General features: G+C 67.3%; 14 protein-coding genes. 8 read left to right on the top strand and 6 right to left on the bottom strand.

Translation table 11 applies throughout. The annotated features are described in order from the left end of the window. Nucleotides 1-11: 11 nt before the first annotated feature. The 3 genes from ACIPRS_RS17925 to ACIPRS_RS17915 are packed head-to-tail and all read left to right on the top strand — an operon-like array spanning nt 12 to nt 2,842. Nucleotides 12-1,988: a UvrD-helicase domain-containing protein gene (locus ACIPRS_RS17925; protein WP_446539526.1), complete on the top strand. Its 1,977-nt coding sequence runs from the start codon at nt 12-14 to the stop codon at nt 1,986-1,988. Nucleotides 1,989-2,046: 58 nt separating this feature from the next. Further along, the gene (locus ACIPRS_RS17920) at nt 2,047-2,433 is read left to right on the top strand and encodes a hypothetical protein (protein ID WP_192203255.1); all 387 of its coding nucleotides are present in this window, start codon (nt 2,047-2,049) and stop codon (nt 2,431-2,433) included. 34 nt (nt 2,434-2,467) lie between these two features. After that, nucleotides 2,468-2,842, top strand: a complete 375-nt coding sequence (locus ACIPRS_RS17915) for a VOC family protein (protein ID WP_446539525.1) — start codon at nt 2,468-2,470, stop codon at nt 2,840-2,842. A 16-nt stretch (nt 2,843-2,858) separates the two neighbouring features. On the opposite strand, the gene ACIPRS_RS17910 is transcribed toward ACIPRS_RS17915, so the two are convergent. Genes ACIPRS_RS17910 through ACIPRS_RS17900 form a run of 3 tightly spaced genes read right to left on the bottom strand, consistent with a single transcriptional unit; the run spans nt 2,859 to nt 4,936 of the window. Continuing rightward, nucleotides 2,859-3,797, bottom strand: a complete 939-nt coding sequence (locus ACIPRS_RS17910) for a hypothetical protein (RefSeq protein ID WP_446539524.1) — start codon at nt 3,795-3,797, stop codon at nt 2,859-2,861. Next, entirely contained in the window at nt 3,772-4,299 is a 528-nt protein-coding gene (locus ACIPRS_RS17905) for a phospholipase effector Tle1 domain-containing protein (protein ID WP_446539523.1), read from the bottom strand. The genes ACIPRS_RS17910 and ACIPRS_RS17905 overlap by 26 nt, the downstream gene beginning before the upstream one ends. A 16-nt stretch (nt 4,300-4,315) precedes the next feature. Next, entirely contained in the window at nt 4,316-4,936 is a 621-nt protein-coding gene (locus tag ACIPRS_RS17900; protein ID WP_446539522.1) for a hypothetical protein, read from the bottom strand. A 160-nt stretch (nt 4,937-5,096) separates the two neighbouring features. On the opposite strand from ACIPRS_RS17900, the gene ACIPRS_RS17895 reads away from it, so the two are divergent. Continuing rightward, nucleotides 5,097-5,639: a DinB family protein gene (locus ACIPRS_RS17895; protein ID WP_446539521.1), complete on the top strand. Its 543-nt coding sequence runs from the start codon at nt 5,097-5,099 to the stop codon at nt 5,637-5,639. Between the two features lie 3 nt (nt 5,640-5,642). Here the strand turns inward: ACIPRS_RS17895 and ACIPRS_RS17890 are convergent, their stop codons facing one another. Then, nucleotides 5,643-6,296, bottom strand: coding sequence for a YceH family protein (locus tag ACIPRS_RS17890; RefSeq protein WP_446539520.1), 654 nt, complete (start codon nt 6,294-6,296; stop codon nt 5,643-5,645). Between the two features lie 117 nt (nt 6,297-6,413). Here ACIPRS_RS17890 and ACIPRS_RS17885 point away from each other — a divergent pair, with 117 nt between their 5' ends. From ACIPRS_RS17885 to plsB, 4 genes are all read left to right on the top strand, one after another. Then, complete coding sequence (locus ACIPRS_RS17885; RefSeq protein ID WP_446539519.1) at nt 6,414-7,322, top strand: 5'-nucleotidase, lipoprotein e(P4) family; 909 nt, start codon at nt 6,414-6,416, stop codon at nt 7,320-7,322. Continuing rightward, on the top strand, nt 7,319-8,044 hold the full coding sequence (gene pyrF, locus ACIPRS_RS17880) for an orotidine-5'-phosphate decarboxylase (protein ID WP_446539518.1): 726 nt from the start codon (nt 7,319-7,321) through the stop codon (nt 8,042-8,044). Before ACIPRS_RS17885 ends, pyrF begins: the two co-directional genes overlap by 4 nt. 257 nt (nt 8,045-8,301) lie before the next feature. After that, nucleotides 8,302-9,243 (top strand): hypothetical protein, encoded by a 942-nt coding sequence (locus ACIPRS_RS17875; protein ID WP_446539517.1) that lies wholly within the window; start codon nt 8,302-8,304, stop codon nt 9,241-9,243. A 135-nt stretch (nt 9,244-9,378) separates the two neighbouring features. Beyond that, nucleotides 9,379-12,054 carry a glycerol-3-phosphate 1-O-acyltransferase PlsB gene (gene plsB / locus ACIPRS_RS17870; protein WP_446539516.1) on the top strand — a complete coding sequence of 892 codons (2,676 nt, stop codon included), beginning with the start codon at nt 9,379-9,381 and terminating at the stop codon, nt 12,052-12,054. An 86-nt stretch (nt 12,055-12,140) separates the two neighbouring features. On the opposite strand, the gene ACIPRS_RS17865 is transcribed toward plsB, so the two are convergent. Both ACIPRS_RS17865 and ACIPRS_RS17860 read right to left on the bottom strand, forming a co-directional pair. Further along, nucleotides 12,141-12,860: an N-acyl amino acid synthase FeeM domain-containing protein gene (locus ACIPRS_RS17865; protein ID WP_192203264.1), complete on the bottom strand. Its 720-nt coding sequence runs from the start codon at nt 12,858-12,860 to the stop codon at nt 12,141-12,143. Between the two features lie 276 nt (nt 12,861-13,136). After that, complete coding sequence (locus tag ACIPRS_RS17860) at nt 13,137-13,343, bottom strand: YdcH family protein (protein WP_142122766.1); 207 nt, start codon at nt 13,341-13,343, stop codon at nt 13,137-13,139. Nucleotides 13,344-13,370 lie beyond the last annotated feature (27 nt).

The following is a 13,370-nucleotide window of genomic DNA, read 5'->3' as shown; positions in this document are numbered from 1 at the left end:
GAAGTACTCCCATGCACGGTCTCAACCCCCCCCAACGCGCCGCCGTCCTTCACAGCAAGGGCCCCCTGCTCGTGCTCGCGGGCGCCGGCAGCGGCAAGACGCGCGTCATCGTGGAGAAGATCGCGCACCTGATCGCCGGCAACCATTTCCCGGCGCGCCGGATCGCGGCGATCACCTTCACCAACAAGTCCGCCAAGGAAATGCGCGAGCGCGTGTCCAAGCGGATCAAGGGGGACGCGGCCGAAGGGCTGACCATCTGCACGTTCCATGCGCTGGGGCTGAAGTTCCTGCAGATCGAACACGCGGCGGTGGGCTTGAAGCGCGGCTTCTCCATCTTCGACGCGGACGACGCCAACGCACAGGTCAAGGACCTGATGTACGGCGCCAAGCCCGACGACGTGGAAGCGGCGAAGAACCTGATCTCCCGCGCGAAGAACGCCGGCCTGTCGCCCGAAGAGGCCCTTGCCGAAGCACGCACCAACCGCGAGAAGGAAGCCGCACTGCTGTACCAGCGCTACCAGGACCGGCTGACCACGTTCAATGCGGTGGACTTCGACGACCTGATCAGGCTGCCGGTGCAGGTGCTCGAGAACAACCCCGACATCGTCGCCGCGTGGCGGGAGCGCATCGGCTACCTGCTGGTGGACGAATGCCAGGACACCAACGACGCGCAGTACCGCCTGCTCAAGGCCATCGCCGGCGAGCGCGGCGACTTCACCTGCGTGGGCGACGACGACCAGAGCATCTATGCGTGGCGCGGCGCGAACCCCGACAACCTGCTGCAGATGGCGAAGGACTACCCGGCACTGCAGATCGTCAAGCTGGAGCAGAACTACCGATGCAGCAACCGCGTGCTGCGCGCCGCCAACGCGCTGATCGCCAACAACCCGCACGAGCACCCCAAGAAGCTGTGGAGCGACCAGGCGGATGGCGAGCGCATCCGCGTATGGGAATGCCGCGACAACGAGCATGAGGCGGAGAAGGTCGCCGCCGAGATCTCGTTCGTGCATGCGTCGAAGAGCGCGGCGTGGAGCGACTTCTGCATCCTGTTCCGCGGCAACCACCAGTCGCGCGCGCTGGAGAAGGCGTTGCAGCTGCTGCGCATCCCCTATCACCTGACCGGCGGCACCGCGTTCCTGGAGCGGCAGGAAGTGAAGGACGCGATGTCGTGGCTGCGCCTGCTGGTGAACCCGGACGATGACGCCGCCTTCCTGCGTGCCGTGCAGTCGCCCAAGCGCGAGGTCGGCGCCACGTCGCTGGCGAAACTCGCCGAGATGGCGCAGCACGCACATCTGCCGCTGTCGCGCGCGGCCGAGTCGATGGGCGCGCTGAAGGCGCTGCCACCGCGCGCAGCCAACGGCCTCAGTGCCTTCGTCGATATCATCCGCGACCTGCGCCGGCATGCCGAGGAGCTGCCACCGGCCGACCTGGTGCGCCGGTTGAGCGAACGCTCCGGCCTGCTCGCCGACCTGCGCGCGCAGTGCAAGGACGAAGCCTCGTTCCAGCGTCGCCGCGCCAACCTGGACGAACTGGCGGACTGGTTCGAAGGGGGCCCGCGTGGCAGTTCAGCCGGCGACCTCGCCGCGCAGCTCGCGCTGCTGTCGCGCAACGACAAGGACGACGGCGGCAACCAGGTGCGCCTGATGAGCCTGCATGCGGCGAAGGGACTGGAGTTCCGCTACGTCTTCATCGTCGGTTGCGAGGACGGCACGCTGCCGCATGAGACCAGCGTGGAGGAAGGCAACCTGCAGGAAGAGCGGCGCCTGATGTACGTGGGCATCACCCGCGCGAAGGAACAGCTGTGGCTGAGCCACAATCGCGAGACGCGCCGCTTCGGCGAACGTCTGCGCCTGCAGCCCAGCCGCTTCATCGACGAACTGCCGGCCGACGAACTCCAGCGCGATGGCGCCGATCCCGCCGCCGACGCGGAACGCAAGAAAGAACGGGCCAGCGCCGGCCTGGCGGCGATCCAGGCGATGTTCGACTGACCCACGCCGCCCGCGCTTGCGCTACGCTGCGCGGCATCGCAGGCAGGCGGAGCGCGACATGACACGCGACAGCAGGATTTGGCGGTGGGTCGGATTCCTGATCGCCTTCGTCGGCGTGGGCTTCCCCTACTGGCAACTCGCGCCGGAACTCGCCGGCTTGCCGCGCGCCCTCTACGGTCCAGGGCTGGTGGCGGTCGGCGTGGTGGCCATGCTGCTGCGCGCATTCGGCACCGGACGTTTCCTGCCGCTGTGGCTGCTGATCGCGATGGCAGTGCCGGCCGCGGTCCTCGTGCGGCTCGGACTGGATGCCCGCCATGGCGTGGAAGGCCCCGGCCTGGCCGTTGCCGACGTGGCCGTGGGCCTCGGGCTGGGATTGGCAACGGCCCTGGTCGGCATGCTCATCGGCAGCCTCTTCCTGCTGCGCAGCAGCCGGCGCCCCGGGTGATGTCCTCCCCTCGACTTACTGACAAGGCTTGCCGATGACACCGCACCTGTCCGAGATCCGTCAGATCGCGATCACCGTCAGCGATGTGGAGGCCGCGCTGGGCTTCTATCGCGATGCACTGGGGCTGGCGTTCCTGTTCCAGCCCGCAGCACAGCTGGCATTCCTCGATGCCGGCGGCGTACGGCTGATGCTGACCACGCCGCAGGGCGCCGGTGCGGTGGGCGCGAACTCGATCCTCTACTTCACGGTGCAGGACATCGTCTCCACCCAGGCGGCGCTGGTCGCGCGCGGCGCGACGGAGGAGCGGCCACCGCAACTCGCCGCCCGCATGCCAGACCACGAACTCTGGACCGGCTTCCTGCGCGATCCGGACGGCAACCTGGTGGGGTTGATGGAAGAGAAAGGCTGACCCGCGCCGGGCGCGCTCAACGCACCAGCGCGGGTGGTTCGCGGGCGGGTTCGGCGGGTGACGGCTGTGGGGGCGCCACGTGCAGCGGCCGCTCCTCTCTCGCCGCCAGTTCCCTCGCGACATCCGCCTGGAACTGACGGGCCCACGGGCCGCGAAGGTATTCACTCACGACCGCCGACATCGGGTCACCGCCGCTTGCTGTTCCTGCCAGGGACGCCCGCTGCACGATCTCATTCAGCCCGGGCCAGGCGGATCGATCCCTTGCGTGGTCAACATCAGCGTCCCCGGCCTGCCCGGGCGCCCGCAACGATGGCCCGGTACGGCGCTCGACCCGCGCATCGAGCGCCTCGTCGATCGGCTCCTTGCGATTGCAGTCGTCGACCACGCCGCGCCGGCATATATGCCCGGGCGCGAGATCGTCCACGTGATCACGCGCGCCGTCCCGGTCGTAACCGCGCGTGCCGTACAGGCCCCCCATGTGCTGGTCGGAGCGGTGGATGACGAACTGTGCTGCGTCCTCGGGAACGGGTCGTTTCTCCAGATAGGGCCGGTCACTCAGCCGGTTGAGGAACTCCACGCCGAGATTGAAGCTCAGCGTGCCGAGGCCGTTGCGCTGATACGTGTCGCCGATGTCGCTATGGCTGCCCGCCACCCATGCGTTGTAGTTGCGATGGTCTTCACTGAAACCCGACGGCACATGCTCGCTGGATGGGAAAAGATCGCGGCGCTCATGTTGTGCCGTGATCTGCAGTGTGGACAGGGTCGAAGGTGGCAGCCGCCGATCATGCTCCTCCACGCCCGTACCGACGGGGTCCAGCAGCAGGGCTACCTGCAACGTCCTGCCGGGTTCGACCAGCAGCGGACGGTCGGCGTACCGGATGCGTGTGACGAGCTCCTCATCGTCGCGCTCGACCTGCGCACCCAGCGGGTCACGGATCCCCCGCTCGTGCACCATGCTGCAGGGCGGCAATTTCCTCCGCCCCGCGACTGAACCCGACACCTGCGATCCGGATCTGCGCCCGGGGATCTTCTTCGATCCATTTCTTGGCCTGCAGGCAGAGCTGCAGATAGGCTGTCTCGACCCGCTCGTCGAAGCTATGGCCAAAGCGGCCGTCCGACCACTTCTCCGGCAGTTTCAGGAGCCCATTCTGGGTGTAAGTGCCTTCGACGTAGCCTGTCGCAATGTTGCGGATCCCCTCGTCCTCAAGCGCCCTGACCTGAAGATGGATCTTCGCTACGGCGCTCCAGCTCTCCTGCTTGTCGTCGAACAGACTGTTCCCGGTTCCATCCATCGCCGCAACATAGAGTCGCTCATGTGGTCGGTCGCTGTGCAGCAGCACGGGAATGCGCATGTGCCCAACATCATTCTCCGCTGCATCATAGCTGTCGCGGCCGACTTCACCTGCCAGTTCCACGTCCACGCCACCATCGCGGCGGCCTGACTGACTTGAACCCATGACGAGCACTCCTTGCTCAGTAGGTGCGACTGAATACCTTGATCAGATCATCGCGGAAATCACTATGAGGGCGATCCGGGAACCGGGGCTTCTTCAACGCAATCATGTCCCGCATGTACACATTGATGGTGCGGTCGTTGACTTCGAGAATGATCCCGGGCGTTCCGCTTGATGCCGGATCCAGCGCATCCTCCCGTGCAACATGGTGGCGGATAAGCTCATCCTTGAAGATCTCGCCGATATCGATCTCCGCCTCAAGCGGGGTCCCGTCCCTCGATCGCCACGTAACTTTGGCGGGCGGCGGAAAGTTGCCGATGGGTCCCATGCTTGCTGTCATGTTGTCGGGATACCGCGACCCCAGCGCTTCGGATGAAGACTGCAACTTCGCCTCGGGATCATCGGCGCGCACCCTGCCGCCATACACCACGCGACAGCCATACGTGCTGTACGTCGACACGCTGAACCTGTGTGCACTGAACTTCAGCGGCCACTCCGCCCCCACATTGCTGTACCCGCCTTCCGGCGATTCCGTGGGAGTGCTGGAAGGTGGTGGCGTGGACATGGTGGCGTGGCATCCTGTCGTGGCAACGGAGATCAGCGCGCTGGTAGCGAAGCTCCGGAGAAGGCGTCGTTCCATGATGGCATTCCTAGCCTGTCGGCGATGCCGACGTTAGCGTGGGTTGGCGGTGCCTGCAATCATCGCTGGAAGAATTTCACATGAACCTGCTCTCTCATTTCCCGCGCGCCAGATGATGCGATCGATGCGAAAGCAAGAATGTGAGAAGTACGGGAGAAACATGAGCATGGTGAGCGATGCACGACTGACGCTGCTGGCGTCGTACAACCAATGGATGAACCGGCGCCTGTACGATGCGGCGGCGAGATTGCCGCATGACACGCTGGCTGCGGATCGCGGCGCCTTCTTCGGCTCCATCCTCGGTACGCTCAACCATCTGGTCGTCACCGACACGATCTGGCTCAAGCGGTTCGCTGCTGCGCCCGGCGCTGCCGCAGTGCTTGCGGCGCTGGACGACACGCCGATGCCGACGGCGCTGGATGCCATGCCGTACCAGACGCTTTCCGTGCTGCGCGAGCGGCGCGATTGGCTGGACGCCATGATCCTGCGATGGGTGGGCACCCTCACGCCGGCGCAGTTGTCAGCCCGCCTGACCTATGTCAACACGAAGGGAACGGCCTTCACGCGCAGCGCCGAAGGCCTGCTCACGCACCTGTTCAACCACCAGACCCATCACCGTGGGCAGGTCACCACGCTGCTGTCGCAGGCAGGCGTGGATGTGGGCGTGACCGATCTGCTGGCGCTGGTACCGGAAGAAGGCTGACACTCAGCTTTCGCGCGGCGCGAGCAGGTCGGCCACCTGTTCGCGCAAGGCGGCGACCTCGCCCTCCAGGGCCGCGACGCGTGCTTCGAGTTCTGCATTCGCGGGTTCGCCGGCGAGCGAAGCCGACGGCAGCCGTGCTGCGATCGCCGCCACGTCCACCGGTCCGCTGAGCAGGTGCATGTAACGATCTTCCCGCTGGCCGGGCCCGCGCGGGATCTGCACGACCAGCGCAGGCTCGCGCTGGATCAGGCGTTCGAGGTGATGGCGCACGTCATCGGCATCGGCGAACTTGCACAGCCGCTCACTGCGCGCGAGCAGTTCGTGCACGGTCTGCGCGCCGCGCAGCATCAGCAAGCCCAGCAGCGCCGCCTGCTGTTGCGGAATGCCGAAGAAGCCCGCCGTTCGATGCTCGTAGCGCTCGGCGCGCGAGGAGAACACCTGCTTCGCCAACCCCTTCTGCTCCAGCTGACGCAACGCGTGGTTCACCGCGCCATGGTCCAGCGCCATGACCGGATCGCGCGCGGTCTTCTGGTTGGCCGCGACCTGCGCGGCGTTGACCGTCAGCGGATAGGTCTCCGGCGTGGTGGCTTCCTTCTCGATCAGGCAGCCCAGCAAACGGGCCTCGGCGGCATTCAGTACGGGCGCGGTGTCTTCCATGGGGAAACAGGTGTCGGATGCGAGGGCGTGCAGGATAACCCGTGTCCCGGACGGCGCCGGACACCGACTGCAACACAGGTCCGCTAGAATCCACGCACCTAGAAGACCGGATTGCCCATGCGCGTTTCCCTGCTCGCCGCCGGCCTGGCGGCCTCGTTGCTGACCCTGTCCGCGTGCAAGCGCACCGAATCCGCAGCTGCGCCCGCCGAAGCCACGGCACCCCCCACGGCCACGACACCGGCGAAGCCCACCGGCGCGCACGACAACCTCAACGCGGTGGCGTGGGTGCAGACCTCGGTGGAATACCGCGCCATCACCACCCAGACCTTCCGCGCTGCTGCCGACCACCTGGATGCCGCACTGAAGGAAAAGAACTGGGATGCGCTGGTGCCCGACGAGCGCGGCAACGCCGCCACCGGACTGAAGCCGGCCGTGGTGATGGATGTGGACGAGACAGTATTGGACAACTCGCCCTACCAGGCCCGCCTGATCCGGGACGGCAAGGAATACGACGAGATCAGCTGGGACCAGTGGGTGGCCGAGAAGAAGGCCAAGCCGCTGCCGGGCGTGGTGGATTTCGCCAAGGCCGCTGCCGAGAAGGGCGTGACCATCCTGTATATCTCCAACCGCGCCGTGCACCTCAAGGAAGCGACCCTGGCCAACCTGCGCGAGGCCGGCCTGCCGGTCGCCGACGACAGCGTGTTCCTCGGCCTGGGCACGGTGCTGCAAGGCTGCGAGCAGAACGGCAGCGAGAAGAATTGCCGCCGCCGCCTGGCCGGGCAGCAGTACCGCGTGCTGATGCAGTTCGGCGACCAGATCGGTGACTTCGTGCAGGTGGAAGCCAACACCCGCGACGGCCGCCAAGTCTTGTTCGACGAATACGACGACTGGTTCGGCGAGCGCTGGTGGATGCTGCCCAACCCGACCTACGGCTCGTGGGAGCCGGCGCTGTTCAACAACGCCTGGGACCAGCCGCCCGCCGCACGCACGCAGGCCAAGCGCGACGCGCTGGATTACGCGCCGTGAGTCCGCGTGGCCCGGTCGCGCTGACCGCGCGCGAGCGACTGATCTTCGCGCTGGACGCACCCTCCGGCGCCGACGCGCTGGCCTGGGTGGACCGCTTGGGCGATGCGGTGCAGTTCTACAAGATCGGCATGGAGCTGCTGGCGAGCGGCGACTACTTCACCGTGCTGGACGAACTCGCGCGCCGCGACAAGCGCGTGTTCGTCGACCTGAAGTTCTTCGACATCCCCGCCACCGTGGCCGGCGTGATCCGTGGCCTGTCGCGCTGGCCGGTGACCTACGCGACCATCCATGGCTGGCACGCCGGGATGATGGAAGCCGCCGCCGAGGCCCGGGGCGGCGACCTGCGGCTGCTCGCGGTGACCGTGCTGACCTCGATGGACGGCGGCGACCTGCGCGCCATGGGCATCGCCAGCGATGATCCGGCCGGGATCGTCGTCCAGCGCGCGCTTGCGGCGCAGGGTGCCGGCATCGATGGCGTGATCTGCTCCGGCCAGGAGGCCGGCATGATCCGCGCCGCCACCGGTCCCGATTTCTCCATCGTGTGTCCCGGTATCCGGCCGGGGGGGCCGGCAGGCGACGACCAGAAGCGCACCGTCGGCGTGGCCGAAGCGTTCGCGCTGGGCGCGGACGCGATCGTGGTGGGCCGGCCGATCAGCAAGGCGAGCGATCCGCGCTCGACAGCCGAGGCCATTCAGGTCGAGATCGCCCAGGCATTACAATAAAATCAATAAGATAAATCAAGTTATTTCAGGTATTGCCTTAGCATTCGGGCGCAGGTAGGCTGTGCGCATCCGGCCTTCGGCCGGAGATGTGCCACAACACTTCGTCCTCCGGCTTCGGTCGGACTTCAGGAGGTCCGCGGCGTCGCAAGACGCCCGGCCTCCTTTTTTATTGCTCGCAAGGCAAGTTGCGACGGCCATGCTTGCCGCCCTCCCCCGACTGACGTGAAGATGCGGGAAGACTGGGGAGTCACCGCATCATGTCCACGCCGTCCGCGTCCCTGCTGCGCGCGCTGGCCGCCTTCGGGCTGTCGCTTGTCCTGCTGGCCGCCTGCAAACGCGAACCCGAAGAGCTGGCCGGCGCCGCCAGCGAACCCGCCGCCGCCGTGCGCCAGTTGGCAACCCACCTGCAGCGCAACGACCTGGCGGCCTTCGCGCGCGACGCCGTTCCCGCTGACGTGCATGCACGGTTGGACGCTGCCTGGCGACAGGGCCACAGTCGCTGGCCGCTGACCGAGCTGCCGCTGGACGACAAGCTGGTGCCGATGCTGGCCGCGCTGGCCGCGAAGGATTCGGAAAAGACGCTGCAACGCAGCTTCGACCGACAGTTCGGGCGGCAGGACCGTGACCTGAAGGAGGCCGCGCGCACGCTGGGCCTGTTCGGCGTGCAGTACGTGAAGAACGAAGGCGACTACACGCAGGAAGAACGCGACCACTACGCGCAGGTCATCGCCGCGCTGGGCGAGTGGGCGCAACAGGCGCCCTTGGGCGACCCGGCGCTGGCACGGACCACGCTGGCCCGGCTCGCACCCGCCGCCCGCACCAGCGGCCTGACCAGCGAAGACGCCCTGAGCCAGGCCGGCATGCAGGCCAGCCTGCAGCGGCTGACGCCCTTCTTCATCGAGACCAAGGCCAGCTTCGCCCGCTACGGGCTGCCCCTGGATGCGACCTTCGCCGACCTGCGCACCGGCCTGGTCGAACAGAAGGGCGACACCGCCACGGTGCGGATCCACTATCCGTTGGCCGAACGCGAGATCGACACCGTGGTCAGCCTGACCCGGCGCGGCGGGCAGTGGTACCTGACCGACTACCTCCGCCATGCCGAGGGCGTGCTGGAGGCAGTGCCTGCGCCCCCGATCGCGCCACCTGCAATCGATACCCCTCCGGGCCCGCCGCCGGGCAGTGGCGGCCCGACGCCCTAGGCAGTGGCATCCGCGCACCCGGGAACCCTGCTGCCGTCGCAGGGCCCACCTGGCCGGTCCCGATGGACAGAGGGCGCCTGCCTGAACCTGTAACCGCTTCCCAGCCGGTCACGGGCGTGCGCCATAATGCGCCGGATGCCTGAACAGAATCCCCTGCCGTTCCCGGACGCCCCGAAACCGACGCCGCCGGAGAAGACCCCGGGTGCGACGGGCCCCGCCGCGCCCGGAAACACCCCGGACACCCAGGTGGTCGCCGATGCGCCCGTCACGGCGGGTGTCCCGATGACGCCGCCCGCCCATCGCCAGGCCAAGCGGCCGTTGTGGGCGCGCCTGCTCGGTCGAGTGGCCGATCCGTGGCTGGCCCTGAACATCGAACCCGAATCGCCGGGTGGCCTGCTGGACGGACGCCCGGTCTGCTACGTGCTGGAAGACTACGGCCTGTCGAACGCGCTGATCCTCGATCGCGCCTGCCGCGACGCCGGCCTGCCCTCGCCCTTGGTGCCGCTGCCGGTCGGCGGCAACCCGCTCGGCCGCAAGCGCGCCTACGTGGCGCTGTCGCGCCGCAACGCCAGCACGTTGATCCCCGACCAGGTCAGCGCCAAGACCCATTCCGGTTCGTTGGCCAAGCTGTTGCAGGCGCATCGGGCCAACCCCGGGCTGGACGTGCAACTGGTGCCGGTGTCGATCTTCGTCGGCCGCGCGCCGGACAAGCAGAGCGGCTGGTTCTCGGTGCTGTTCTCCGAGAACTGGGCCATCGTCGGCCGCTTCCGCCGCCTGCTGGCGATCCTGCTCAACGGCCGCGGCACCATCGTGCGGTTCGCGCCGCCCGTCTCGCTGCGCGGCACGGTCAATGAAGGCCTGGAACCGGAACGCACCGTGCGCAAGCTGTCGCGCGTGCTGCGTACGCACTTCCACCGCATCCGCGAAGCCATCATCGGCCCCGACCTGTCCACGCGCCGCCTGCTGGTAGACCAGGTGCTGGCCGCCGAACCGGTGAAGGAAGCCATCGTCGAGCAGGCACGCCGCGACAAGTCCAAGCCCGAGGACGCGTGGAAGAAGGCGCACGCGTATGCCTGGGAAATCGCCGCCGATTACTCCAACCCGGTGGTCCGCTCGGCCAGCTTCCTCCTGAGCCACGTCTGGAACCAGATCTACGACGGCGTGCTGGTCCACCACCTGGACAAGTTCAAGGAAGCCGCGCCCGGCCACGAAGTCGTCTACGTGCCCTGCCACCGCAGCCACATGGACTACCTGCTGCTGTCGTACCTGCTGTACGAACGCGGCATCGTGCCGCCGCACATCGCGGCGGGCATCAACCTCAACCTGCCGGTGGTGGGCACGCTGCTGCGCAAGGGCGGCGCGTTCTTCATGCGCCGCAGCTTCCGCGGCAACCCGCTGTACTCGGCGGTGTTCACCGAATACGTGGCGCAGCTGGTGTCCGGCGGCTACTCGCTGGAGTACTTCATCGAAGGCGGACGCTCGCGCACCGGCCGGCTGCTGCCGCCGAAGGGCGGCATGATCTCGATGACGCTGCGCGCGTTCCTGCGCCAGCCGCGCAAGCCGGTGCTGTTCCAGCCGGTCTACATCGGTTACGAAAAGCTGCTCGAAGGCACCAGCTACCTGGACGAACTGAGTGGCAGGCCGAAGGAAAAGGAATCCATCTGGGCCGTGCTGTGGGGCATCCCAAAGGTGTTGCGGCAGAACTACGGCCAGGTGGTGGTGAACTTCGGCGAACCCATTCCGTTGAACGACGCCCTGGCCAAGTACGCGCCCGAGTGGGACGGCACGCCGGTGGGCGAAGAGGAAAAGCCCGCGTGGCTGTCCGAGATCGTGGATGCGCTGGCCCAGCAGATCCAGGTCAACATCAACCGCGCCGCCGACGTGAACCCGATCAACCTGCTGGCGCTGGCGCTGCTGTCCACGCCCAAGCACGCGATGGGCGAAGCCGACCTGATCGCGCAGATCGAATTGTCCAAGACGCTGCTGGCGGAACTGCCGTATTCCGACCGCGTGACCGTCACCCCGCACTCGCCCGACCGCATCATCTCCCATGCCGAGGAGATCAACATGCTGCAGCGGATCAAGCATCCGCTCGGCGATGTGCTGAGCGTGGACGACGACACCGCCGTCTTGCTGAGCTACTACCGCAACAACGTGCTGCACCTGTTCACGGCCTCGTCGTGGATCGCCTGCTGCTTCCAGAACAACCGCCGCATGAGCCGTGCCGGCGTGCTGCGCCTGGGCCGCACGCTGTATCCGTTCCTGCAGGAAGAGCTGTTCCTGCCATGGAGCGAGGACGAGTTCGCCGAACGCATGGAACGCACCATCGAGGTGTTCATCCGCGAGGGCCTGCTGCAGCAGGTCAACGACGACGATGGCGGCATCCTGGCGCGCAGCGCCGGCCAGACCGACGAAGTGTTCCGCCTGCGCGCGATCGGCCACTCGCTGCAGCAGGCGTTCGAGCGCTACTACATCGCCATCTCGGTACTGGTGAAGAACGGCCCGGGCACGCTGGGCGCTGCCGAGCTGGAGAGCCTGTGCCAGCAGGCCGCACAGCGCCTGAGCCTGCTGTACGCGCCCGCCGCGCCGGAATTCTTCGACAAGACCCTGTTCCGCGGCTTCATCCAGAAACTGCGCGAACTGAAACTGGTGTGGCCCGACGAGAACAGCAAGCTGCTGTTCGACGAACGCCTGGACGCCTGGGCGCGCGACGCCAAGGCCATCCTCGGCCGCGAACTGCGCCACACCATCGAGAAGGTCAGTCCGGAAGCCGCCAAACCGGCCGAGCCGACACCGACGCCGCAGGACTGAGGTCCTGCTACCGGAAGCTGATGGTCATGCCCGCCGCATCATGCGGGAGCTGACCAACCGGTTTCGGTTTCGCATGGCGGTGCCGCTCAGGACACCGCATTGAACGAGCGCGTCAGCCAGGCCTTTGCCGGCAATGCGCGCGAGGGATCGCGTATCAGGCGGTGCAGCGGCGAGCCGCATTCGGACAGATAGGGCTCGTCCTCGATCACCAGCACCATCCGCAGCAGGTCCACGCCGCCCGGCAGGATGGCCGGGGGCAGGTACTCGCGGAAGCCATAGTGCTCGAACACATCGTGCAGGAACGGCTCGCATGCCAGCAGACAGAACTGGATGCGGTTTTCCTGCGCCCAGCGGTACGCCTCTTCCATCAACCGGTCCACCACCGGCTTGCTGCGCTGGTCGGCCTGCACGGCGAAACGCGTACCCACCGCGACCTGCGCCAGGGGCCAGGAGCGCGCGAAGGCGTCGATCTGGAACAGGCTGCCGTACTCCACCTGCACGGCCAGCGGCGCGAAGTCGTGCAGGCGCAGGGTGGCGATCGCCTGCGTACCTTTTTCCACCGCCAGCGTGGTGCCGCACGCGTCCAGACCGTCGGTGACACGCTTGCTCCGGTCGCCGAACTGGCCCCGCTCGTGGAAATACACCTCGCGCCGCAGGCGCGGCACGTCGCCCAGGGAATCGCCCGGCGCGAAGCGATGCGTGCGCAGGCCCAGCCCGGCCATCGCCTCGTCCGCCGACGCCGCCACCAGTCGTGCCTCGCGGGCCGACGATGGCGTGCGGTGATTGAACGGTTTGTCCTGCTCCATGCCACTCCCTCGCCACGGCGCCGGAGGCGCACGCAGCCAGTCATTGGGAACCGCGGCGCCGGCAGGACGGCAAACGGTCAGTCGTAGGGAAAACCCCCACGCCGGGAAATCAAGCAAGCATCGGGCCAACTGTGCCGATCGCCCCGGAAGGGAACCACGGGGGCCACGGACGGGTATTTCAGGCTTCTGGCGACCCCGACGTGCAGGACGCATGCGTCCACATCGGCAGGGGGTGACGCACAGCGTCAGATCCGGGCTGTCGTGCGGCGCGCGGGCTCAGGCCGGCTCGTCGGGAATCAACGCGCTCTCCAGCCGCGCGATGCAGTCCTTCAGCCACAGCTTGCGCTTCTTCAGGCGCTTGATCGCCACCTCGTCGGCGTCGGCATCATCCACCAGGCGCGCGATTGCCTCGTCCAGCTCGCGGTGCTCGAGCTTGAGTTCGGTGACCTTCTGGGTGATGTCGGCGGGGTTGCTGATCTCCACGCGGCGAGCGTACACCGGCGGCGGCAA

Source organism: Pseudoxanthomonas sp. LARHCG66 (assembly GCF_052871755.1).
This window is presented reverse-complemented; position numbering and strand designations above follow the sequence as displayed.